General features: G+C 44.0%; 20 protein-coding genes. 5 read left to right on the plus strand and 15 right to left on the minus strand.

Annotated elements, in window-relative coordinates; genetic code table 11:
* Positions 1-180: 180 nt before the first annotated feature.
* Positions 181-852: a DNA-binding response regulator gene (locus EIZ39_RS24635; RefSeq protein WP_129203944.1), complete on the plus strand. Its 672-nt coding sequence runs from the start codon at positions 181-183 to the stop codon at positions 850-852.
* 104 nt (positions 853-956) lie between these two features.
* On the opposite strand, the gene EIZ39_RS24640 is transcribed toward EIZ39_RS24635, so the two are convergent.
* The gene (locus tag EIZ39_RS24640; protein WP_164985312.1) at positions 957-1,478 is read right to left on the minus strand and encodes a carboxypeptidase regulatory-like domain-containing protein; all 522 of its coding nucleotides are present in this window, start codon (positions 1,476-1,478) and stop codon (positions 957-959) included.
* On the minus strand, positions 1,375-6,351 hold the full coding sequence (locus EIZ39_RS24645) for a metallophosphoesterase (RefSeq protein WP_129203948.1): 4,977 nt from the start codon (positions 6,349-6,351) through the stop codon (positions 1,375-1,377). Before EIZ39_RS24645 ends, EIZ39_RS24640 begins: the two co-directional genes overlap by 104 nt.
* Positions 6,352-6,787: 436 nt before the next feature.
* On the opposite strand from EIZ39_RS24645, the gene EIZ39_RS24650 reads away from it, so the two are divergent.
* A complete protein-coding gene (locus EIZ39_RS24650; RefSeq protein ID WP_129203950.1) occupies positions 6,788-7,468 on the plus strand; it encodes a hypothetical protein in 681 nt (226 codons plus the stop codon).
* 56 nt (positions 7,469-7,524) lie between these two features.
* Here EIZ39_RS24650 and EIZ39_RS24655 read toward each other — a convergent pair whose 3' ends face one another.
* The 4 genes from EIZ39_RS24655 to EIZ39_RS24670 form a co-directional block, all read right to left on the minus strand.
* On the minus strand, positions 7,525-8,010 hold the full coding sequence (locus EIZ39_RS24655; protein WP_164985313.1) for a hypothetical protein: 486 nt from the start codon (positions 8,008-8,010) through the stop codon (positions 7,525-7,527).
* Positions 7,988-8,725, minus strand: a complete 738-nt coding sequence (locus EIZ39_RS24660; protein ID WP_164985314.1) for a hypothetical protein — start codon at positions 8,723-8,725, stop codon at positions 7,988-7,990. The genes EIZ39_RS24655 and EIZ39_RS24660 overlap by 23 nt, the downstream gene beginning before the upstream one ends.
* A gap of 79 nt (positions 8,726-8,804) precedes the next feature.
* Positions 8,805-10,169 carry a sensor histidine kinase gene (locus EIZ39_RS24665; protein WP_164985315.1) on the minus strand — a complete coding sequence of 455 codons (1,365 nt, stop codon included), beginning with the start codon at positions 10,167-10,169 and terminating at the stop codon, positions 8,805-8,807.
* Entirely contained in the window at positions 10,169-10,864 is a 696-nt protein-coding gene (locus EIZ39_RS24670; RefSeq protein ID WP_129203958.1) for a response regulator transcription factor, read from the minus strand. Before EIZ39_RS24670 ends, EIZ39_RS24665 begins: the two co-directional genes overlap by 1 nt.
* Before the next feature lie 115 nt (positions 10,865-10,979).
* On the opposite strand from EIZ39_RS24670, the gene EIZ39_RS24675 reads away from it, so the two are divergent.
* Genes EIZ39_RS24675 through EIZ39_RS24685 form a run of 3 tightly spaced genes read left to right on the plus strand, consistent with a single transcriptional unit; the run spans position 10,980 to position 12,280 of the window.
* Positions 10,980-11,303, plus strand: a complete 324-nt coding sequence (locus EIZ39_RS24675; RefSeq protein ID WP_164985316.1) for a hypothetical protein — start codon at positions 10,980-10,982, stop codon at positions 11,301-11,303.
* Between the two features lie 9 nt (positions 11,304-11,312).
* Positions 11,313-11,729, plus strand: a complete 417-nt coding sequence (locus EIZ39_RS24680) for a hypothetical protein (protein ID WP_129203962.1) — start codon at positions 11,313-11,315, stop codon at positions 11,727-11,729.
* Entirely contained in the window at positions 11,678-12,280 is a 603-nt protein-coding gene (locus tag EIZ39_RS24685) for a hypothetical protein (protein ID WP_129203964.1), read from the plus strand. Before EIZ39_RS24680 ends, EIZ39_RS24685 begins: the two co-directional genes overlap by 52 nt.
* Before the next feature lie 44 nt (positions 12,281-12,324).
* Here EIZ39_RS24685 and ggt read toward each other — a convergent pair whose 3' ends face one another.
* The 9 genes from ggt to EIZ39_RS24730 all read right to left on the minus strand — a co-directional run bounded on the left by ggt (position 12,325) and on the right by EIZ39_RS24730 (position 22,487).
* Positions 12,325-13,932, minus strand: coding sequence for a gamma-glutamyltransferase (gene ggt, locus EIZ39_RS24690; RefSeq protein WP_129203966.1), 1,608 nt, complete (start codon positions 13,930-13,932; stop codon positions 12,325-12,327).
* Positions 13,933-13,945: 13 nt separating this feature from the next.
* Positions 13,946-14,890, minus strand: a complete 945-nt coding sequence (locus EIZ39_RS24695) for a D-2-hydroxyacid dehydrogenase (protein ID WP_129203968.1) — start codon at positions 14,888-14,890, stop codon at positions 13,946-13,948.
* Between the two features lie 62 nt (positions 14,891-14,952).
* Positions 14,953-15,987: a TAXI family TRAP transporter solute-binding subunit gene (locus tag EIZ39_RS24700; RefSeq protein ID WP_129203971.1), complete on the minus strand. Its 1,035-nt coding sequence runs from the start codon at positions 15,985-15,987 to the stop codon at positions 14,953-14,955.
* A gap of 45 nt (positions 15,988-16,032) precedes the next feature.
* Positions 16,033-17,994 carry a TRAP transporter permease gene (locus tag EIZ39_RS24705; RefSeq protein ID WP_129203973.1) on the minus strand — a complete coding sequence of 654 codons (1,962 nt, stop codon included), beginning with the start codon at positions 17,992-17,994 and terminating at the stop codon, positions 16,033-16,035.
* A 73-nt stretch (positions 17,995-18,067) separates the two neighbouring features.
* Complete coding sequence (locus tag EIZ39_RS24710) at positions 18,068-18,790, minus strand: GntR family transcriptional regulator (RefSeq protein ID WP_129203975.1); 723 nt, start codon at positions 18,788-18,790, stop codon at positions 18,068-18,070.
* Positions 18,791-19,063: 273 nt separating this feature from the next.
* Positions 19,064-20,068 carry a LacI family DNA-binding transcriptional regulator gene (locus EIZ39_RS24715; protein ID WP_129203977.1) on the minus strand — a complete coding sequence of 335 codons (1,005 nt, stop codon included), beginning with the start codon at positions 20,066-20,068 and terminating at the stop codon, positions 19,064-19,066.
* 49 nt (positions 20,069-20,117) lie between these two features.
* Positions 20,118-20,900 carry a GNAT family N-acetyltransferase gene (locus EIZ39_RS24720; protein ID WP_129203979.1) on the minus strand — a complete coding sequence of 261 codons (783 nt, stop codon included), beginning with the start codon at positions 20,898-20,900 and terminating at the stop codon, positions 20,118-20,120.
* A 113-nt stretch (positions 20,901-21,013) separates the two neighbouring features.
* Positions 21,014-21,715: an ABC transporter ATP-binding protein gene (locus tag EIZ39_RS24725; RefSeq protein WP_129203982.1), complete on the minus strand. Its 702-nt coding sequence runs from the start codon at positions 21,713-21,715 to the stop codon at positions 21,014-21,016.
* On the minus strand, positions 21,702-22,487 hold the full coding sequence (locus tag EIZ39_RS24730; protein WP_129204000.1) for an ABC transporter ATP-binding protein: 786 nt from the start codon (positions 22,485-22,487) through the stop codon (positions 21,702-21,704). The genes EIZ39_RS24725 and EIZ39_RS24730 overlap by 14 nt, the downstream gene beginning before the upstream one ends.
* Positions 22,488-22,489: the final 2 nt, after the last annotated feature.

Raw genomic sequence — 22,489 nt, forward strand, 5'->3', positions numbered from 1 at the left:
AAGTGTCCAAACTTAGGGGGCTAAGCCGTAATCACCACTAGCAGCTGGATCTACAGGGTGTAAGTGGAGAATTTCCACTAAAGATCAATCCTGTAACCCCAGCTTATTTGGTAAAATATTAAAGTAAGCCCCTGAACTGAACCTAGGGACTTCATTACATATTACAAAAGGAGGTATGCAATGCAATTTGAAGAGCAATATTCTAACTTTTTAAATGCTCATCAAGCAGCCAGGAACGGCGAAAGGCTCCGTCGATTAACAGAAGGCCATGCCAATGCGGAGATGATGTTTTTAAAAAACGTTTGGTGGCCCCTCTTTCGCAATTTCCAACACCTGCACCCAGAATACGAAATCTCTGACTTCAAGGATGGGACAAGATATCTGGATTTTGCCTATATTCGTCATGGTATCAAGATCTGCATCGAGGTAGATGGCTTTGGTCCTCATTTGAAGAACATTACTCGATGGCAATTTACCGACCAACTTGAGCGACAGAATCAGCTTGTCATCGACGGGTGGTTTGTACTTCGATTTTCATATGACCAAATCACAGATAAGCCCCGCCAGAGCCAACAAACCATCCAACAGCTCATTGGGAAATTGTTTGGAGACGAACTCTCTCACCTCCCACTGAACTATCTGGAAAAAGAAGTCATTCGCTTCGCCCTAAAAAAGGACGATGTAATGACCCACACAGAACTTTGCACTTTACTAGATTTAAGCTATAAGCCTGTAAAAAAGATCCTATTAAAACTGATTCAGAAAGGAGTCCTCCATCCAGTATCAGGGAAACAAAGAGTTCATTACTATAGATTGGATGAAGCAGTGAAAAGCCCCTATTTCCAATCTTGAGTAAGCCCCTCCACCCAAATGGCCTCTTAGAAATCACTCGAACCTGAATAAAAAATACCCCTTAAGTGACCAAACTTAAGGGGCAGCCTCCACATCTTTAAATCCTACTTTAAGAAATTGCGCGCTACAGCCACGACATCGTACAGATCAATTTGACCATTGGCATCGACATCGAAGATGGATAGCTCGTTAAGCGGACTCTTCTCGAAGGATCTAGCAATCTTCACAATATCTTCTGTATTGATCTTATCGTCCTCATTAAAGTCCCCTACATAAACGACCATGCCTGGAGCGACTTTAGTTTCCTTCGTGTTCACGCTTGCTTGTGCCTTCTTGTAGCCTTCTCTCCATGCTTCCACCGTATAGCTTCCATTCATAGGTGCACGCAGGTTATATTGTCCCTTCTCATTCGTTGTGGTTTCTCCCACTAGTGATCCATTCTCATGATACATCTTGACAGAGAACTGGCTTAAGTTCTTCAAATGGTGAGTGGAAGGGAGATAGACACTTCCTGTAACGGTCTCAGAAGCGACGACGGTAAAGCGGTATGGGCTGATCTCGATTGGGATCGGTTGATTGTGACTGTTGGCCAGCCGAATTTTCCCTTCCTCCGGTGTAATGCTCACTTCTCCTGAGGCGGAATCCAGCACCTTGAATCGAACAGTCAAGAGTGCCTGTTCCATAGACTCCTTCCGTTACGCCCAGCTTCGTCACCGCGAAGCGAACTAACCCTTGAGTGCTGTCGATTTCATTGGTAATCTCAGCACCGGTGAGCCATTCGCTTGGTAGAATCTCGATACCTTGTAGTTTTTGAGGGTCATAGTTTAGCGTCAATGCTGCACCATATAAATCCTGTACATTCTGCAACTGGATGCTCATATGAACCTCCTGTCCTGCCTGAACTTGAGATGGACCGGCAAGGGACAAGACCGAAGTGCTGTCCTGCGTTGTAAATCCATAAATGGCAGATCTGCGCTTTGCCCCATAGTCATCGGAGATTGACATGTACCAGTAATAAGTTTGACCTGGATTCAAGTCGTTCCAAGGAGTAGAGACTGTTGTTCCGGATACCACATCTTCTACAGATCCGATCAAATTGGAATGGTATACGTTAACGGCAAAATAATCCGTTGCCACACGCTTGTTAATATCGCGGAACTGGAAGTCTAGCGTAAAATCGTCGATATCTCCCTCATCAAAATAATTGTAGTCATCTTTATATGGGGAATACGTATCGACATCAAGCAATCCTGAAACTGGATCAAACTGGAGCAATCGGACATAGCCATCTCCACCGTTAGGTCCTTCTTGGTAGTCTGCGAGCATTTCAACCACTTGTCTTGTACTGCCATCCTTATTGGTCAGCGTCTTCACCTTGCGATTGGCTCCATGATAATGGCCGCATAGTACCATGCGTACATTCTCATTCGGCTCAACAATTTGGTCGAACACGTTTTGCGCCATCTTGGACAAGGTAGCATTATTCTCTAAATAGGCATGCATTCCGATGATCGCCATGCGATCGGCATGCTTCTTCAGCACTTCGTTAGCCCAATTGATTGTTTCCTGCGTATCCTCAGTACCAAACCCGAGATAGAGCATAATAAAGTCATGACCGCCAAATGAGATTAAGTCGTAGTGATTTCGATTGTTATCCATCTCACCGCCATACCAAGGCTTGCTGGAAAAACGACTGGAGCCGAAGTATTTTCCATACATCGTGTAGTCCAGACCATTGGTGATAACATCGTGATTACCCGCTAACACTCCATAAGGCACTCCGGCGTCATCTAGCTTTTTCATATTTCGATCCGCTACTTCCCATTGCGATTCGATGTTCGCGCGATTGACAAGGTCTCCGGTATGAATGACGTACTCAAATTTTCCTTGGTTGTACTCATCCACCATCCAGTCCCCCAGCGTATCGAACACGTCCGGATAGGACTCGGCATAATACTGCGTGTCAGATACCCAAAGAAGTGTGAACGGCTCATTGGCCTGCTTCACTTCATCCTGTACCATCGCCTGAATCTTGTTATCCTTCACGAAACGGGCGGCGTCAATATCGGCGGACAGAACGATTTCGCTTTCAGTTGAATCGCCGGTAGTGGATTTAAGAGCTATCCACTTTTCTTCGTTGTGATCCCAGGCATAGAGGGTAACAATTCTTCCCGGAAGGGTTTTTCCTTTCCAATATAGCTCTACCGTACTATCTGCGTGCAATTGGTCTTCAGTTAATTCAACTTCAAAGCGATGATAAGGAAAGCCTGCTTGCGTATCCGTCCATAGATATTCCCCATCCGGACGAGCCACCTTTGTTGCTGCTTCCGCACTCATTTCTGATTCACCAGCAGGAGCTACGGTGAGCGGAGGCTCTCGATCGGCAACATGGACGAATCCACTGATATTTTCATTTCTGGCAAAGTCGTACTTGGTCGCTTCCAAGAATTCAACCTTCAACGAATCGGCTGTTGGATCTGTCACCGTCGCCTGAAGTCTAGTATTGCGATCGACCCCAGTGGCTAAATCGGATGGAAGAACCTGAGACGGCTCATTAGGCTTTTCCTCTTCGATTTGAAACTTTACCCTCTCGGTCGCTTGGTTTCCAGCCCCGTCATATACCGTGACTTCAATCGTATGCTCCCCTGAAGCTAGGGTCGCCGATGACGTTTCGTATGGGAATGCGATCGGCTTTCCATCCAGTTTGCCTTCAACTTTTACAATGCCTGTAAGATTATCCGATGCCACGGCTTCCATGCGAATGGAGCCTTTAAGCTTCATGGATGGTGCGATCATTTGTCCTGGCGCGTACTCCACTCCGTCAATGATCGGCTTCGTATTATCCACCGTGACGTTGATCGTTTCGATGACTTCATCTTTTAGGCTCATGGTTAAAGAATAGGTTCCATCGGTTAAAGCTGCCGTATCTAGTTCCGCATACCTAGCCAAATATTTTTCAGCTGGAATGGCAAACTCAAATTCACTGATCAGCGGCTTTTTCATGTTCGTATTGTTAGGGGCGCTGCCATCGCCTAGACCATAGTACGTATTCTCCTTGTACTCTACCGTTGTCCTCGATAGGTCACCCAAGAAGTTTTGTATCTGGTCTGGCTTGATCATCGTTCCGTCCGGAAGGATCAAATGGATGTTCTTCACTTCCAGATCATCGAAATTCGTCTTATTAAAGTAAAGCTCATGCGTACTCAAGTCATACGGAACATTCTCGTTCCCAGAGTGAATCGACACAGTCGAGGCAGACACAAAGTATCGCGGCGATAAGTCAAACGTATGCCATGCCCCCTCCACATACTTCGGCAGAACGCGACCAAAGAACTCCCCTTCACCGTTAGGTGCTTTCGCACTCGCAGAGGTCTGGTAGATTTGATCAATGCCTCTGGCTTGGAAAAGGAATTGAGCTTGCCCTGGCAATGCCGGTCGCAGGTTAAGAGATTGTCCGTCAAACAACACGTCAATCTGATCCTCACTGCTTCTTCCATAGGCGAATAGCTCTGCCTTCCCGCTCAGGATCTCGCCGTTCTTCATGGACAGTCCTGGCTCAGGCAAGGTAGTGTCGAGCTCTGATTCCACAACGGTAAAGACACTACCCCTTGAATTATAAGGCACGCGAGTCCGATGACCGGCTTCATCTTCCGCCTCAACGATATAACGATAGTCTCCTAATTCCTCCTCTCGGATCGTTCCTTCATAGACATAGGAGGAACCAGAGGTTGTCTTTAATTCCAACGGTATGCGGTGAGTCAGCTCGTTTAACCCGCTTGATGATGGTCCATAAAGCACTTCAGCTCTCGATAACGGCTCATTGCTCGTAATCTTTACATTATACGGCTTGCTCTTGCCTACTGTATAAGCAGATTGGTGATATTGAAGAGTTGGAGCCACCATATCGATCCCTTCAACAGGAGGGACTTGTCCTACCTCTACACTCCCTGGAGTACCGTAGGCTCGTGTATCCAGACGCTCCATTCGCGTACCAGACGTTGAGTAAGTGAAACGAACAACCGCATTACGCACGTCATTGACCAAGCGATCGGGACTAGTCGGTGTGCTCGGATCATACCAAGCTTCGACAATGGTATCCTTCAGATCCTCTGTGCTTGACAAGGCAAAACCCCGTTGGAGGCTATTCGGCAAGTTGAAATCATCCGAGCTGCGATTATCATAGAAAATCACATCGTTCTCTTGAAGCACTGTGTTAAAGTGTGTATTAAAATCATCTACGGATGTAAAACCATCAGCAATCGCTTCCCTTGCGAACCAGATAACCGCTGAATGATAGGGTTGGATGGCCGTATCACTTGGAATGGTCCATTTTTTAGGCTTCGTCGTCCCCGGATATAGATAAAACAATGTATAACCTTTTAAATTCAATACCTCATCTGAGTTATTGTAAAGCTCTAGGTACTCGTATTGGTTTCCGCTACCCTTCCGGTAATCTCCTGCCGGATTTGGAAGCAATTCTGTAATAAGCACTCGAGGAGCAGTTCCTCCAGCAGGCGGCTGTCCAACTGGGATTTCATAGTCTTCAGACTTTACAAGATTGACCTGATCGCTAGCTTCTAAGTAATAATAGATACGCTCTCCGGTTAATTCTCCCGCAGGGATAGTAAAGGCATACTGACCTTCAGTCCCATCTGACTCCATACGTGCTTCATGATATGGCGTGTTGATGCTGGATTTATAATAGAGCTTTACAGTTAACGTATCCTGTTCTGGATCGATCACCGTTGCCGTCACTTTTACCGGTTGACCACCTTCTACAGATACCATAGGTTGATGCGTTATAACAGGTGATTGGTTAGGCTCCTGAAGCTGAAGCTGTTCTAGCTCAACAACGCCTGCCGTTGGACTAGCCTCTTGTCTGTGCTTCACCATCGCTATTCCAGTGGCCGGCACCTTCAGGTGTAAGCTTTTTCCGTCACCCACATCATCGGCTGTATAGTAGATCTCACTGAGAATGGCGTTGTTGTCACTTTTTTGTGTGATATAAAAGCCACGATCGGTATTATTCAATCCATCCTGGCCTCTCAATCGAAAAACTGGAACATGATCCGGAACCGCATGGTATTGCCTAAAATCTGCTTCCGTCAAATTATTGGCATCTTCTGTAATCTTGCTGCTGGTACGTTCTACCCACAGTACGGCTGGGCTGTTCGCCGGAATCGTGACCTGCTCTTGATCCGCATAGACCACATCCGTTACTCTCAAATCTTTAACATTGGTATTATAGTTGTAGCGAATCTTGTAATGGTCATTAAATGCTAGACTCTCACCAGCGTTATTGTAGATCTCAATAAATTCAAATAGATCGTTTGAACCTGCGCCGCTGATGTGACTGTTTGATTTGTCATCCGGATAAATCTCCGTCAGGAAAACGGGAGAAGATGACTGGGCACTCCCCTCTCTTGCGTAGGCCACATTGAGCACCGATGAACTTAGTAGGGTAACTGACAGTAGACTTGAAAGCCAACGCCTCTTCATATTCCAACTCCTTCTCTATTCTATTTTATCTTGGTATTCGATACCAAAACGCCAATGTAAATTATAATAATAATTTATAAAGTTAATTGTTTAATTTTGTAATTCTTTTGTAAAGGAGGTGGTGAAATGGATTACAAATAAACGTTCAGTGGCTGTGGTGGCATGATAATTGCCGGACATTGGTTCCGCTGATATAACTAATAGGAGGGACGAAAGCCTCTTGCTAAGTTCTCGGAATGGTAGTGATCTTATATCACAAAGTGGAGTAATAAGACATCGTACGTCCGCCCTGATTCACCACCCAGCCACACCGGGCAAGCCCCTCTGTTACGAGGTACACGCGTAAATCATTCAGCTGTGACATAAAAACGACATAATTGAACTTTATACTAGGGAAGTACAAGATACCTTACTAAAAATAGAGGAGGAAATGAGAATGAAAAAAGGTTTTTTGCCTTCGTTAGTAGTTGCTGGATTATTAATAGGCAGTGTTACAGTGGTTGGAGCAGAGGAAGTCACACCTATTAAAGAAAGTGCTGAATTCCAGGCTTTACAATCCCTGCGTGAGCAAAGCAAGGCGTTAAATGCATCTCTAAAAAACCAAACTCAACTAAACAAGCAACAAAGAGATGCCCTTAAAGCTACTCTATCAGACGAGGTTAAATCTCAAGTGAAGGCGGTTCTTTCAGAAGTAAAACCGCTTAAAGAAGCGAACCGAGCTCTAGTTAAAGAACTAAAAGCAGCAAAAGAAGCGAAGGATACTGAAAAAGTAGCGGAACTTAAAGCGAAAATGAAGGCCAACCAAGAGGCTATTCAATCCAAACTTGCTGCGATCAAGTTACAGCTCGATGAAATGAAACAACTTAAGACAGAAATAAAGCCTATAAAAGAACAAGTAAAACCAATAAATGAAGCTCAAAAAGCAAACCGAGAATTCGTAAAGCAAAAAAGAGAGCGAATAAAAACGATTCTTAAGCAAGCAAAAGAAAATAAGTCGGATCAAGCATTTGTTCAGAGTTCCTTAGCAGAAGCGGCTAAACTAACAGAAGAAATTCTTTCACTAAAAGCTGAGATTCTAAAGCAAAAGGAAGAGATCGCAACATTGATTAGCAAGTAGTAAAGACACTTCTATACAAGAAAAATTCGCTAGGCACCTGTCCGCCTGGCGAATTTTTACTCCTCAATAAGCTCCTCTAGCTCATCTAATGCTTTTTCTAGTTCTTCCATTTGGTCTAACTCTTTAGAGATGCTTTCTAGTTCTGCTAGTTTTTCTGAAAGCTCCTCCATTTCACTAAGTTCTTCCTCATACTCATTTGTTAGTTCTTCCAGTTGTCCTTGTTCTTCTTCATGCTGTTCTAACCCCTTAATTTGTTGTTCCAGGGATTCTACTTCTTTTATTGCGCTATCAATTTCACTAGCTTCAGTTCCAGCGGAAATAGTTTGGGATTCCTTGTTTTCCACTGGTTTTTCTTCCTCTAGCTGAGTAGAAGGGGTATCTTCCTTTTCTTTAGGAGTGTTTTCGTTCTCTTTAAGCACAGTACTTATTTTTGCATCTTGCTCTTTCATTTGAATTGGTTGCTCTGAACAACCACTTGCGATTAGGATGAACAGGAGAAACAGAAGCTTTTTCATTGTTTTATTTCTGCGCTTTCTTAACAAGTTCTAAAGCTTCTTCATTTGATAATCCCTTAATACGGATATGAAGCTGCGCTGCAAGCTGTTCTAGTTTCTTTCTTTGCTCTTTTTTCAGCTCTGTCTTAGTCAGCTTTAGCGCTTCTTGATAGGCTAGCCCTTCAATATCGACCTCGAGCTTTTGTGCTGTTTCTTTTACAAACTGCCACTTGTTTAAATCTATTGCCTGCTTAAGCTTTTCCTTTGCTTCTTTATGTTCAAGGCCTGTAATATCGACTTGTAATCTTGCCGCTAATGTTTCTAGCTGGGCTTGCCTCCGTTCTTCCGTCAACTTTTTCAGTAATTCTCTTGCTTCCTTATTGGAAAGATTCGTAATATCAACATCAAGCCTTAGAGCCATTTCATTCAAGGTTTGTCTTTGCTTCTGCTCAAGTTCTTGAGCTAATTTTTGTCTATCGCTTACACCAAGCTTGATTAATAACTGTTTTTCTCTCAAAGTAATGGCCTTTAATTTTTTCGCCTCTAGAATAGCCTGAACTGCTTGCTTTCTATTCAATCCCTGTATGTCAATTCCGAGTTGATTAGCTAGTCTCTTCATCTTCTTTTCATCATATTGTTGTTCCTTGATCCTAGCTTGTTCCATTGACTCTTTTAAGCTTGACTGCTTCCCCTCTTCTGCATAGGTATGAAGACTCGAACATAATAAAAAAGTTGATATGAAAACAAGTAAGGTTTTTCTCATCCAGCTGGCTCCTATTCAAACAGATTTTAAGTTAGATTACACGAAATATATTTCTTTTTTATGTCATTTTTCCGTTGGTTCACAGCTCTACCCTAAAAGTGGTCCTTTCCTTGTTAGAGACTACATCGATCAACCCGCCATGCAAGGTCACAATGTGTTGGGTAATAGTAAGACCAAGACCACTGCCTTTTTCACTTCTGCTTTTGTCTGCTTTATAGAAGCGATCAAAGATTTGATGAAGGTCCTGTTCAGCGATTTCTCGTCCATAGTTCGTAAATTCAATAACAGATTTCTTACCCTTTGTTGACAAGCCAACGGTAACTTTAGAGCCTTCTTTTGAATGTTTAATCGCGTTATCTAGTAAATTGGCAAACACTTGCTTTAATCTATTTTCATCGACAAAGGCAAAAACTCTAGGTTCTAGCCACTTTTCTACGATTATATTTTTTTCGGCAGCCTTAAGCTCAAACTGCTTGATGCTTGCACTAAGCAGATCTGTTAATGAAACATCGTTCTTTTGCAATTGGACCACACGTTCATCGAAGGCTGAGAGATCAATTAGATCATCCACTAATTTGTTTAATCGAACGATTTCTTCAATAGAAATATCCAATAACTCTTGGTTATCGTGCGGGTCAATTACCCCATCGAGAATTCCTTGCAGCGTGGTCCGAATGGTGGTTAGAGGAGTTCGCAATTCATGAGAGATTTCACCAATAAATTTTCGGCGACTTTCTTCCACAACGGCAATTTTGTCCGTTAGGTTGTTTAACAGAAATCCAAGAGAGACAAGCTCATCCTGTCCTTTCACTTCCACTCTCTTCGTAAAGTCCCCTTGTGAAATACTCTTTACGGTTTTACTCATGGAAGTAATCGGTGCTGCGAATCGCTTAGAAAGAAAATAGGAAACCACCAGTAACGGAATAAACAATACCAAAACACTTACTGCTATGATTTTGTTAATCTCAGCAATCCAACCTTCAATTTCTTGGACGGGTTGATGCAAAAAGATGGCTCCTATAATTTGATCTTGAACGATTAAAGGAACCCCAGCGATGAACATGTCTAAATCTTTATGCATCGTAAATGTAACCTGTGTAAGAGCCAAGTTTTTGTCCGTCACTTGCCTTAACCATTTTTGAATTTGAGGATTTTCCCTAACAAACAACGGTTTCCGATCTTTTAATAGGATGGAAACCTGGATATCTTCATTCTGCTCTAACCTGACAATGTTATCTCGGAATGCTTCTCGGTTCATTTTCCCTTCTAAAAATTGTTGGCTGACTTCATTCAATTCTTCAGCCTTCTCTGCTAATCGATCTCGCGTAGTCTCGTAGACTCTTTTCTCAAGAAGATAACTAATGAAAAGAGATGTACAAGCTAGGCTTCCTACACTAATAAGCAGGGAAAAGATAAGCATTTTTCTGAAGATCGTGTTAAACATTACTTTCTGACCTCCAGCTGGTATCCCACTCCCCATACCGTTTTGATTTGCCAGCTGTCTTCCCCATTAATCTTTTCTCTAAGTCTCTTAATATATAAATCAATGACTCGGTCTTCTCCTTCAAAGTCCCAGCCCCATATTTTTTCGATCAACTCACTTCGTTCGAAAGCGCGGTTCGGGTGCTGTGCAAGAAACAATAATAGTTCAAACTCCTTCTTGGTAACCTTTAGCGTCTGTCCATTCTGTTTGACTGTGAAGCTGGTTGGAGAGATTTCTACATTCCCAAGTGTGATCACATCACTAGGAGGAGCCGAGGAAATCTTTGTATCCTGGCTAGTTCGTCTAAGAACAGCTTTTATGCGGGCCAATAGCTCATTAGGATCGAATGGCTTGACGATGTAATCATCTGCCCCTAGTTGAAAGCCTTCTACTTTTTCATGCCCCTGGCCTCGCGCTGTCAGCATAATGATCGGTACAGTCGACCTCTTCCGGATTTTGCGACACACAGCCCATCCATCTAGTTTAGGCAGCATTAAATCTAAGAGAATAAGATCATAATTTGTTTTATGGAATAGAGCCAACGCTTCCTCTCCATCCTGAGCAAAATCAACAATATACCTTTCTTTTTGTAGATACATGTTCGTTGCTTTGCAGATGTTCTGATCGTCATCTACCATTAGTATTTTATGTGCCATCGGGCTTACCTCCGTTTGCTGTTCACTATTTTTCATTTTCCAGAAGGTTGGATCCATACCTATTTTCGAATAGAATGATAGATAACCGACAAAACAAAAGTAGGTCTTCTGTAAAATGAAAGTATTTAGGTTGATCCTTTTAGCGATTATACCACTATGTTTTATTTTGAGTTTCCTTGGAACGCTTACTTCTTATTTTATTGAGCCAAAGGACGTTCAACGAGCAGAGAATCCAACCCCTTCCTTTTCTCCTTCCATCTATGAAGATCAGGGGGTTAAGATAGTGGCTTCCGTGGTTGATGAGGACATAGCCTATTACGACGAAAAAACATGGGTGAGGCAGTTTTGGAATGGAATGAATCTAGGCGCAACCACCCCTGGTCATATGCCGGGTGAACTCCGACGAAGGAAGACTATCTTCGCTGGTTTAAGGAGATGAAGGAAATGAATGTGGACGTATTTCCGGATCTATACCATTCTTCCTCCACACTTTTATGAAGCTCTCAAGGAATTTAATGAAACACAGGAAACTCCGCTGTGGCTCGTTCATGGAATATGGTCTCCGGAAGAGCAGCTTATTGGAGAAGATCATAAAGAAAACGATGCCTTTACTCCAGCCATTCGAGAGAAGTTTATGCAAGAGATTATAGATGCGGTTCGCGCTTCGAATGGAGACTTGAATCGCCCAGCTAAGCCTGGACATGCTAGCGTTGTTTATAACCATGACGTTTCTCCGTACATCATGAGTTGGTTAGTAGGGACGGAGTGGTTTTTGCGTGGCAAGATGAATGGTTTAAGATCACGTGGAACACGATGGACCTCTTATTGCCAAGAGAACGGCGGGATAAATGGTTCAATCGTTTAACGAATGAGGCCAATTTCGGTGTCATCGCAATGGAACCTGGTGAAAGCCAAGACCAGATGGTTAAGCTTCATGATTCCACATATGAAAGTGCGAGTGAAGCGATCTTCCTGCCATGGAGATTGGCATTAAGTAAAGAGCTATACTTGCCCGAAACGAAGGAAACTGTACCCTTTGAAGACCTTACCATTGGAGTTCTAAAATCTGGAATTACCGATCCTAATCACCCCGAGTTTCATAGTTTATCGGATTGGTACAGTCATCAAAATATACTCGAACTAAGAATCCCTTGGATGATGCTAGGTTATACGGATCCCAGCACCCATCAAGCATGGGATTATCCCTACAAGGCCAACGAATTAAAGGCAACTACCTCTGAGGGGATATCCGTGCAGGTACAAGTCACAAACCAGCCAAGCTCTACCATCGAGAAAAATCAAGTATCCTATCGTTGGAACCCGTGGGACATGCCCACTTATCATGAGCGTAAGAAAGCTAGCTTCTTTATTTTAAAAGAATACTTCCAAGAGCAAAGAGAACCCAGGAGTGAATGAACTCCTGGGTTCTGTATTTAAACTATCGATTAAGGCCTTTAGATTTACCAAGCAGCAATCGCACCGTCTGTCCGGGACTCTGTTCCGGCGCTCAGAACACCCTCTTCATCCCTCCAGATAATCTGTCCTCGTCCAAATGGATAGACATCCAGGGCAATTTCGATGTCGTGCCCTTTTCTTGATAAGGCTTGAACAATATGCTCCGGCACCTTTCGTTCAACTAGCACTTTTTTACCCTCCACCCACTGCCAGCGAGGTGCATCTAGTGTAGCCTGAGGATTTAGCTGAAAGTCAATAGCATTCATAACTACCTGCAAATGTCCTTGTGGTTGCATGAAACCTCCCATCACGCCGAAAGGTCCAATCGCTCGACCATCCTTGGTCAGAAACCCAGGAATAATGGTATGATAAGTTTTCTTTCCCGGCTCTAGGCAATTCGGGTGGTCAGGATCAAGCGAGAAGTTCCTTCCCCTGTTCTGCAAATTGATTCCCGTTCCAGGCACAACCAGCCCCGATCCAAAAGCCATATAATTACTCTGAATGAAAGAAACCATATTCCCCTCGCCGTCCGCGGCAGCCAAGTAAACGGTTCCTCCCTTGGGTGGTATGCCCGCTTCAGGCAATATAGCCTGGTCTGCAATGAGGGCCCTTCTTTCTTCAGCATACGAATCCGAAAGCAGTGATTCAACTGTGGTTTTCATTTTTTCTGGATCCGTTATATAAGCCTTGCCATCAGCAAAAGCCAGTTTTATTGCTTCAATTTGCTTGTGGTAGGTCTCCACATCCTCCCGGTGGGAGAAGTCAAAGCCCTTGAGCATATTCAAGGCCATAAGCGTAATCAATCCCTGTCCGTTGGGCGGGATCTCCCATACATCATAACCCCTGTAATTCACTTTAATCGGCTTGACCCACTGAGGTTTATATTTCGCAAGGTCCTCTTTCCTCAAGTAACCTCCATACTGCCTAGAAAAACGGTCCATTTCCTCAGCCAGATGCCCACGGTAGAACGACTCGGCTTGCGTTTCAGCTATAGATTGCAGCGTTTTGGCCATATCTTCGGAGCTCCACATTTCACCGATGTGTGGAGCGCGACCTTTGGGAGCAAAGGTGGTAAACCAGTTGCTAAATTCGTCATCCTTTAGCTCGTTACAAAACGAATGATAAGCTTGATTCCAGTACTTGCCAAGTGTTGGAGTGACTGGATACCCCTGACTTGCGTATTCGATAGCAGGCTGCAGCACGTCAGCAAAAGGCAGCTTGCCGAATCGTTCAGATAGGGCTGCCCAAGCCGCTGGTGTACCCGGAACCGTAACCGGCAGCCATCCATGCTTAGGCATCTCCTGATATCCCGACTTCCTGAGCTCTTCGGCAGATATCCCCTCTGGAGAAGGGCCGCTGGCATTCAATCCATGCAGCTCACCCTTAGTCCAAACTAGAGCAAAGGAATCCCCTCCAATAGAATTGGAGGTCGGCTCGACTACCGTTAGGCAAGCAGCAGTTGCAATCGCTGCATCAATGGCATTCCCGCCCTTTTTCAGAATATCCAACCCAGCTTGGGCAGCCAACGGCTGAGAAGTAGCCACCATCCCTTTTTTGGCATAGACCGCCATTCTTTGAGAAGGATAGGGATAATTCAAAGCATCGTAGTTCATGTCGTATTCCTCCTTAATAACCTTGCTGATAGTCAGCTAAATTCCTTAGCTTTTCACCCATGATGTATCTCTGGTAATTCTCTAGAAAGATATCCAGGCAGCGGTCCAAAAAACGATCGGTCTTTGCAGCCATGTGCGGAGTAAGCAGCAGCCTAGGGGTACCCCATAATGGAGATTCCTTGGGCAAAGGCTCTTGATGGAATACATCGAGAGCTAGTCCTCTGATCCGCCCTGCTTCCAAAGCACGACGAGCCGCTTCTTCCTCCATCAGCTCTCCTCGTCCCAGGTTAATTACCACCGCTTCCCGCTTCAGCCATCCCAATTCTGTATCGCCGATGAGTTGGTCTGTCTGTTCCGTTAAAGGTAAAGCAAGAATCAGATAATCAGCTTGACCCACGACTGTTTCCAGCTTATCCAGCGGAAACGTTTCCTGAAAGAACGGAGCAGCCGTTCCCCTTCGGTTCAATCCAACTGTCTTCATAGAAAAAACCTCTGCTTTTCTTGCTATTTCGCTTCCTATATGCCCCGTTCCCAAAATTACCAACGTCTTGCCTGATAATTCAGAGGGAAAGCAGGTTCGGTCCCATCGAGATTGCTTTTGAAGCTGGATAAATTCATCCATCCTGCGTGTGAAATAAAGCATACAGGAAAACGCATATTCAGCGATGGGTTCAACATGGGAACCCTTAACCGAAGTCATCCAAATTCCTTGATCCAAAATATACTTCTTTGGCATATGATCAAATCCTGTGGCAGATAATTGCACCCATTTCAACTTTGGCATCCGCTGAAAGGTCTCTACTGTCATCCCTTTGCCATATGTAAATAAAATTTCTGCTTCTCTGATCCGATCGGTATCGAAATCTTGTGCCCACAGCACTTCATAGCGTCCTTCGCATGCGTTCCGGACCCGATCCAAGTGTCGTTGCGTCGCATCCGCGTGCTGAATCAGAATCATCGAAACACTCCTTTCTTAGAAGGAAGCCGGGCAGAGATCGTTCTCTCCACCCTTGCCTTCCCTTATTGCAAATAGGCCTCTACACCTGGGTGAACAGGAGCCCCCTTGAACCCATCCTTCAAGGTTGATTTATCTACAAAGCTCAAGGATGGCTGCGATTGGGCCAACTCATCCTTATTCTCTACGATCGCTTTGGCAATCCGTTCTGCCAACTCAGCTGGGATATCATTACTTAACATCATCACAGTATAGGAACCGATGGTATTGACCGGCTCAGTCTGTCCATCATAGGTGTTAGCAGGGAGTTGGGCAGCAACATACCCGGGATTGCTTTCTTCCACTTTCTTTGCCGTTTCCGGATCAACTTCTAAGAAACGGACCTTTTTCATCGCGTTAAGCTCCATGATGAAGGAGGATGGCGCATCGGTCATAGCCATGGCCACATCGGCATGTCCATCCTTCAGCAGATCCGTCATCTCCGAATAGCCGGTCAGGGAGATTTTTCCCCCATTCTCTTCAATTTGCTGGTACGTGGTACCATAATATTTCTCTAGGAGATTACTTGTGAAAACCTGTCCAGAAAAGGTTTTCTTACCTGGCAGTATATTCGCTCCATTTTTCAGGTCCCCTAAAGTCTGAAACTTGCTATTGTCCTCCAAGGCAATTACTTGATAGAAGGATTGGTAAAGGGTGGAAAGTCCGCTGATATTATCTGCAGCACTTCCGTTGAAGTCCCCATTTCCATTAACCGCATCATTAAAAGTGTCAGAGAAGGTATATCCGATTTGGGCAGCACCTGAAGACACATCCTTAATGTTGGCAACACCGCCACCTTCCGTAACCGTCACATTCAATCCCGGGATTTCTCTCATCAGTACCTCAGATATTGCCGCAGCGCTGGCATACCAGCCGCCGCCAATCGGTCCGGAAGCTAGGATAATATTGCTCGGTTCTGGCTTATAATCGGACTCTGATTTGGACCCTGAAGCACCACCCTGTTGCGGGTTGGCATTGGAAGTATCCTGTGAAGACGAGCATCCGACAACTGCTGAGAACAATAAAGCCGTAGTACATAAAGTAGACAACAACTTTTTCATAAAAATCCCCCCTGAAATATTAAAATTGTATTTCAAGCTAAGAGCTCAGCTTGCACTAGTAAAATGAAATTGGGATTCATTCGATTTCTTATTTCTGTACTGAATAAGACCTGTCAACGTGAATAAAGCAATCCCAAGAACATCTGTCCATAACCCAGGTATGATAAGAGTCAGAGCACCAATAATGGCCATTGCCCGCTCCATCTTAGTCATCCGAACCAGCATGAAGCCCTGCATCCCGGCAGTAAAGGAATAGATTCCAATGAATGCTGTAATCACAGCAAGTACAATGGATGGTACAGAGCCTTGCATGAGAAGGGCCGGGCCATATACGAAGATAAACGGAATAAGAAAGGTTCCAAGGGAGATCTTCAGTCCAGTGAAACCTGTCTTACTTGGGTCGGATTGGGCCAGGGCCGCCGCTGCATAGGCACCTACTGCAACCGGTGGCGTCAGATTAGACATAATCGCGAAATAAAACACAAATAAATGCGCAGCTATTGGATTCACACCAAGTTTAACCAAGGCAGGGACGCCTAGGACGGATAAGATTACATAAGCTGACACGGTTGGCATTCCCATACCGAGAATGATGGAGGCGATCATGATGAATACCAGAGAGATTAACAGGTTTTCGCCAGTAACTCCGAGAACAAGGGAAGAAAACTTCATACCAAGCCCCGTCAGATTTATACTGCCAATTAAGATTCCGGCCGCTGCACAGATAATAGCAATGGACACGGAGTTTCTCGCACCGATTTCGAGCGAACCGATCACTTGCTTCCATGTCATTCTCGTTTTCCTGCGGAACATGGAGACCACAATAATAGATACAAGAGAATACACGCCAGCAATCTGTGGAGAATATCCCATTACCAGCATTCCAATAATGAGAATAATCGGCAGAAATAAAAACCAACCTTCTTTGAAAACCTTCTTCACATTCGGAAGCTGATCCTTGGGAAGACCTGTCAAGTTATGTTTCTTAGCCTCAAAATGGACCATAAAATAGATAGCTACAAAATGCAGGACTCCTGGCACAAGGGCAAAAAGACAAAGCTGGATATAAGGAAGTTGAAGATTGGAAGCAATAATGAAGGCAGCTGCTCCCATGATTGGCGGCATAATTTGCCCTCCTGCAGAAGCTGCGGCTTCTACCGCACCGGCAAAGTGACCTTTATATCCGACCTTTTTCATAAGCGGGATGGTCAATGTTCCCGTCGTTACCACATTGGATACCGCATTTCCTGAAATCATTCCCATCAATCCGCTGGCCAGAACAGCCACTTTAGCCGGCCCTCCGACCTTGGATCCCGTTAAAGCATAAGCAATTTTGATGAAAAACTGGCCTGCATGGGACTTAGACAAAAAAGCGCCGAAGATGATAAACATAATGATGTAGTTTGACATCGCTCCCATAATCAGTCCAAACATGCCGAAGGTTGAGTTGAAATAAGTATCAATCGCTTTCTCTACAGTGAATCCAGGATGGCCAAGTGTACCTGGGACATATTTTCCCAAAAAGACATACGCAATCAAAAGGCTGACAAGAATCGCCATCGCCTTTCCTACTGCCCGCCGTGTTCCTTCAAGAATCAAAAGCACAAGCAAAGAACCGAAGAAAATATCCGCTTGATTGGGCTCCCCTTCGCGATAAGTAATCTCAGGATAAGCCGTGAAAACGTACCCAATAGCAACTGCTGCTCCCAAAAAATATGCCGCATCTATGAATCTGGCAAAAGGGGTTGAGGTGTGCTTAAAGGGAAACAAGAAGGGAACCAATAGCAACACAAAGGATACCGTCACCGATCGCTGCTGCCATGCTTCCAAAATTCCAAAAGCAGACGTATACACATGAAACAAAGCCATGCTTATCGCAAGAATCATAATCGGAAAAACCTTTTTCCTCATGGAAGGATTGATCTTCCCCTCCACCCATTCCTCGAAATGCGAATCGTTCTCCACTTTAATATTGTCTAGATCAGGCGCTTCAACATTATGGCTCATATACTCACCTCTTTTTTGAAGGATATTAAAGTTCTTCTATATGGAATTCACCCAAACAATGGGATGCAAAGCGTTACAAAATCTGATTACGCAAAAGGATATCGTGGAGATCTTGATTTGAGCTTTTTATCTTGTCGAAATTCAACCTGTTGATTATCCCTCCGAGATGGGCCTTCATTTTTTCCCTTGCAGCAGCTTTGTCCCCTTTTTCAATCTCATTCAGGATCCCCCTGTGTTCTTCCGGAGAGTTGGGGGATTCGATATCCATTTCGCTATAAAAGGCTATATACATATTCGTAAGGGCAATCATTTGCTCCAAATTTCTCAAAACGTGACTATTGTCTACTAATCTTGCGATTTCGATATGGAAATCGAAGACACGGGTTAAGACACGATTCATGTCTTTGCTTTCGTAAGCTTGTTTCTCCACTTCCAAGATCTCTTCTAAGTGCTTAATGACCTTCTGCGATTTCCACGCATTCTCACAAGCCTTAGAAACCGTAAAATCCTCAAGCAGCATCCTCATTTCAAATACTTCCTGTACTTCTTTGACTGTAGGACTGGCCACGGTGGTGACACGTTTATTTATGGTGACGAGCTTCTCATAGGATAGCCGCTGAAGCGCCGTCCGAATCGGTGTTCGACTGACCTGAAGGATCTGTGCTAGCGCCTCTTCGGATAACTTCGTCCCGGGAGAAAGTTCTCGATTCAATATAGCTCCTTTAATAGTAGAGTAGATTTTGTCTGCCAAAGATGAGCTAGTTTTAGATTTGACCGTTATTTCTCCTCCAAGCATCTGATGATTCCTCCTTTTCTTTGCATACAACTAATGTATTTTTTAATTGTATACATCAATTGTATACAATGATTATATAGTTTATATTCTGAAAGATCAATATTTTTTGTAATAAAATCTTCCAATAAAACGCAAAAAAGATCAGATTGAAATTTATATATACTTCAACTCAGTCTGGGCAGACACTGCCGAGAAAAAAGACCATTCCCGATGCACCCGGGAATGGCCTTAATATCATGCACAATCAGTCTTGATCTATTCTCTTTTCAACACCTATCTACCAGAATATGGAACCGTAGACTCTCGAGCAATAAGCTTCGGTAGTAAGATGAGTCGCTGCTTCGTTTCTTTTTCTCCTTTTATTGCTTTTACAAGGAGATCCGTTACCGCGAGACCCATCTCTCGGATGGGTTGGGCAATGGTCGTCATAGAAGGAAAGCTGGCACCGGCCCATGGGGTGTCATCAAATCCTATCACGGATAAATCGTTAGGAATCTTTAAACCAAACTCCCTTGCTGCATGGAAAACTCCAATGGCTAAGGAATCACTACAAGCGAAGATGGCTGTTGGCCGTCGGGCTGAGCTAAGGAATTTCCCCGCCATCTTTCTCCCGCATTCTACAGATGTTTCCTCAACGACATCTATTTTTTCTTCAAATGGAATACCTGCTTCTAATAGAGCTTGTCTATACCCACGGAGTCGTTCCCGATTACTCCATACATCCCTGGTAATAATGGCGATCTCTTTATGTCCTAAATTAATGAGATGGGAGGCGGCCAGGTACCCTCCTAAAAAATTATCCACAGATACCGTATCCACTTCTAAAGCTGGCATCTCGCGAGCGACAATGGCCAAGGGGGTTTTTTCTTCCATTAATTCCTTTACCAACTGAATGTTTTCAAATCCGGAGGCAAGAATGAAGCCATCTACACTTTTTTGCTTAAGTAGATTTATGTATTTTGATTCCTTTTCCATGGAATAGTCTGTACTGCAAATAACCAAATTATAGCCAAGATTATGACCGCGGTCTTCAATACTCCTAGCTAATTCAGCAAAAAAAGGATTGGCGAGATCAGGAATAAGGAGCCCTATCGTATAGGTGGATTTACCTTTTAAGGCACTCGCCACAAAACTGGGTTGAAACTCCATCTCCTTCATAATCTCTAATACTCTTTTTTTAGTCGCTTCGCTAATTTTGCCCGTATTGTTCATCACCTTGGACACGGTCGCAATAGAAACTCCTGCTTTCTTAGCCACATCCGTAATCGTTGGTTTCATATTCATCTCCTCAGTTCTATAGCTCCCACTCTAGCTTATCATTCTATCCTTAGTTCATCTTTTTATATACTTCAAAATGACCATAAGATGTAAATCCGATCTTCTCATAAAGGAACTTTCCTGCTTCCGTAGCATGAAGGACGCAAAGCGAGGCTCCCTGCTTGATCACGAGATCCACTAGATTTTGCAAGAAACTCGTAGCTAGACCTTTTCCTCTCCTCATCGGATGTGTAGCGATGCAATAAAGACCGGCTATCATCCCATCCTCTATATAGACAGCTCCACAAACAGCAGGTTCCCCCTGATCAAGACCCAGATACAATTGATACTCGTTCTGTTTACTCGTTGCAATCGGTTGAAATAAGTGGAAGACTTGCTCAGCGGACTCCGAGGGTCTTTGATATCCCTCAATGTATACCTCGACCCATTTCCTTAAGTCCTCTTCCGTTTCCACTTTGATGAATTCGAAGCCTTCCGGATGGCCACTTGCCATCTTAAAATCCTCCGGGCTCAATGCCATTCCCGTCCAGCGTTGATTATGCTGAAATCCTCTTGTATGTAATAGGTCCTTAAGTTCTGCTGGTTGGGTAGATGGTCCGACAATCCACAGAAAAGGTTCACCTTCTGGGTTGCTGAGTTTAATTATGTTGTCCATCTGCTCTTCGATATCGAGTCGATCTGTATTCGACCAATCTACGAACATGACACGATTATAGGGTCCAACAGAAAGATACTTGATCACGTTATTATCTATGTAAGTACTATGTTCTGTACGTTTAAAATACATCCAGTGTTGAATCAGATGTTGTTCTATTTTATTGATCACCGTCATGGATTTCCTCACTTACTGTTTTCCTTTTAGGCTACAACATGTAGGTCCATTTGACAATTGGTTCGAAAGAAATCAAAAGAGGAACAAACGTGTTCCTCTAGTTACCTCAAAAGCTATCCCAAATACGCTTCTATCACTCTTTCATCTTCTAGCAATAGGCGAGAATCCCCAGAAATTTTGATCTCCCCCGTTTCTAGTACATAAGCACGCTCCGATGATTCCAGAGCCAAATGGGCATTCTGCTCGACAAGCAAAATCGTTATCCCCGTCTTCCTAATTTTTTCGATGACATCAAAGACGGTATCTACGATCACCGGCGCTAGTCCAAGTGAGGGCTCATCCAGAATCATGAGCTTAGGCTTAGACAAGAGGGCTCGACTTAAAGCCAACATTTGTTGCTCACCCCCCGAGAGCGTTCCAGCCATTTGCTCTGCTCTCGAATGAAGAATAGGAAATAAGGAAAAGATCTCCTCATAGTCAAGTTTCAATTGCTGTTTATCTTTCCGTTGGTAGGACCCCACAATTAAATTTTCCTTCACGGTCATATTAGAAAAGATCCGACGTCCCTCGGGTACATGAGCAATGCCCTTAGCTACAATTTTATCAGGCGATACATTCGTAATATTTTCACCTAGGAAAGAGATGGTTCCTTGATCCGGACGGATGAGTCCAGAGATGGTTTTCAGCAAGGTTGACTTCCCCGCACCATTGGACCCGATCAGTGTGACGACTTCCCCGCCCTTCACTTCCATGGATATCCCTTTAAGAGCCTTCACATTTCCATAGGAAACATGTAAATCATCAATTTTCAGCATGCTGATACCTCCTCCCTAGATAAGCCTGAACCACCTTCGGGTTGGCTGTCACCTGTTCATAGGTTCCTTGATCCAGCAATTGTCCGAAATGAAGGACCGCAATTTGATCACAAACCCCTCTCACCAGCTTCATATCATGCTCAATGAGGAAGATCGTCTTCCCTTCTTTCTGTAAACTCTCAATTAGCTCCATCAGCTCGATCGTCTCTACAGGATTTAACCCTGCAGCAGGTTCGTCCAGAAAGATCAATTCCGCTCCGGTAGCCAACGCTCGCACGATCTCAATTTTCCGTTGGACCCCTTGAGGGAGATCGGTAGCGATTTCATCCTTCAGATCGTAGAGATGATATTTTTTCATTAGCTCGTAGACAAAACCGGCGGCTTCTTCCTCTTGCCTACGATAGCTCTTACGCTTAAAAAACGAATCTATAAAACGGTACGTGACTCTACCATGGGTGGCAATCATAATATTTTCAAAAACCGTATGTTCTTTTAGCAGTCGTATATTTTGAAACGTTCTTGATATCCCAAGGGATGTAATCTCATGGGTTTGAAGCTCGGAAAGATCTCTCCCTTTATAAAAGACCTTCCCACTCGTCGGCTTATAAATGTTGGTTAATAAATTAAACATAGTGGTCTTACCCGCACCGTTTGGACCAATCAATCCAAAAATTTGCCCCGCTTTAATCGCGATGGAGACGTGATCAACGGCCGTAACACCACCAAATTTAATGGTTAAACCTTCGGTTTGCAAGAGATTCTCTACACTCATCA

The organism is Ammoniphilus sp. CFH 90114 (assembly GCF_004123195.1).
Lineage (GTDB): Bacteria > Bacillota > Bacilli > Aneurinibacillales > RAOX-1 > YIM-78166.

What these genes read in the sequence shown, in the direction of transcription:
- EIZ39_RS24635 (WP_129203944.1), top strand. Translation starts at nt 181, where the DNA reads ATGCAATTTGAAGAGCAATATTCTAACTTTTTAAATGCTCATCAAGCA.
- EIZ39_RS24645 (WP_129203948.1), bottom strand. Translation starts at nt 6,351, where the DNA reads ATGAAGAGGCGTTGGCTTTCAAGTCTACTGTCAGTTACCCTACTAAGT.
- EIZ39_RS24650 (WP_129203950.1), top strand. Translation starts at nt 6,788, where the DNA reads ATGAAAAAAGGTTTTTTGCCTTCGTTAGTAGTTGCTGGATTATTAATA.
- EIZ39_RS24660 (WP_164985314.1), bottom strand. Translation starts at nt 8,725, where the DNA reads ATGAGAAAAACCTTACTTGTTTTCATATCAACTTTTTTATTATGTTCG.
- EIZ39_RS24665 (WP_164985315.1), bottom strand. Translation starts at nt 10,169, where the DNA reads ATGTTTAACACGATCTTCAGAAAAATGCTTATCTTTTCCCTGCTTATT.
- EIZ39_RS24670 (WP_129203958.1), bottom strand. Translation starts at nt 10,864, where the DNA reads ATGGCACATAAAATACTAATGGTAGATGACGATCAGAACATCTGCAAA.
- EIZ39_RS24675 (WP_164985316.1), top strand. Translation starts at nt 10,980, where the DNA reads ATGAAAGTATTTAGGTTGATCCTTTTAGCGATTATACCACTATGTTTT.
- EIZ39_RS24680 (WP_129203962.1), top strand. Translation starts at nt 11,313, where the DNA reads ATGTGGACGTATTTCCGGATCTATACCATTCTTCCTCCACACTTTTAT.
- EIZ39_RS24685 (WP_129203964.1), top strand. Translation starts at nt 11,678, where the DNA reads ATGGACCTCTTATTGCCAAGAGAACGGCGGGATAAATGGTTCAATCGT.
- ggt (WP_129203966.1), bottom strand. Translation starts at nt 13,932, where the DNA reads ATGAACTACGATGCTTTGAATTATCCCTATCCTTCTCAAAGAATGGCG.
- EIZ39_RS24695 (WP_129203968.1), bottom strand. Translation starts at nt 14,890, where the DNA reads ATGATTCTGATTCAGCACGCGGATGCGACGCAACGACACTTGGATCGG.
- EIZ39_RS24700 (WP_129203971.1), bottom strand. Translation starts at nt 15,987, where the DNA reads ATGAAAAAGTTGTTGTCTACTTTATGTACTACGGCTTTATTGTTCTCA.
- EIZ39_RS24705 (WP_129203973.1), bottom strand. Translation starts at nt 17,994, where the DNA reads ATGAGCCATAATGTTGAAGCGCCTGATCTAGACAATATTAAAGTGGAG.
- EIZ39_RS24710 (WP_129203975.1), bottom strand. Translation starts at nt 18,790, where the DNA reads ATGCTTGGAGGAGAAATAACGGTCAAATCTAAAACTAGCTCATCTTTG.
- EIZ39_RS24715 (WP_129203977.1), bottom strand. Translation starts at nt 20,068, where the DNA reads ATGAAACCAACGATTACGGATGTGGCTAAGAAAGCAGGAGTTTCTATT.
- EIZ39_RS24720 (WP_129203979.1), bottom strand. Translation starts at nt 20,900, where the DNA reads ATGACGGTGATCAATAAAATAGAACAACATCTGATTCAACACTGGATG.
- EIZ39_RS24725 (WP_129203982.1), bottom strand. Translation starts at nt 21,715, where the DNA reads ATGCTGAAAATTGATGATTTACATGTTTCCTATGGAAATGTGAAGGCT.
- EIZ39_RS24730 (WP_129204000.1), bottom strand. Translation starts at nt 22,487, where the DNA reads ATGAGTGTAGAGAATCTCTTGCAAACCGAAGGTTTAACCATTAAATTT.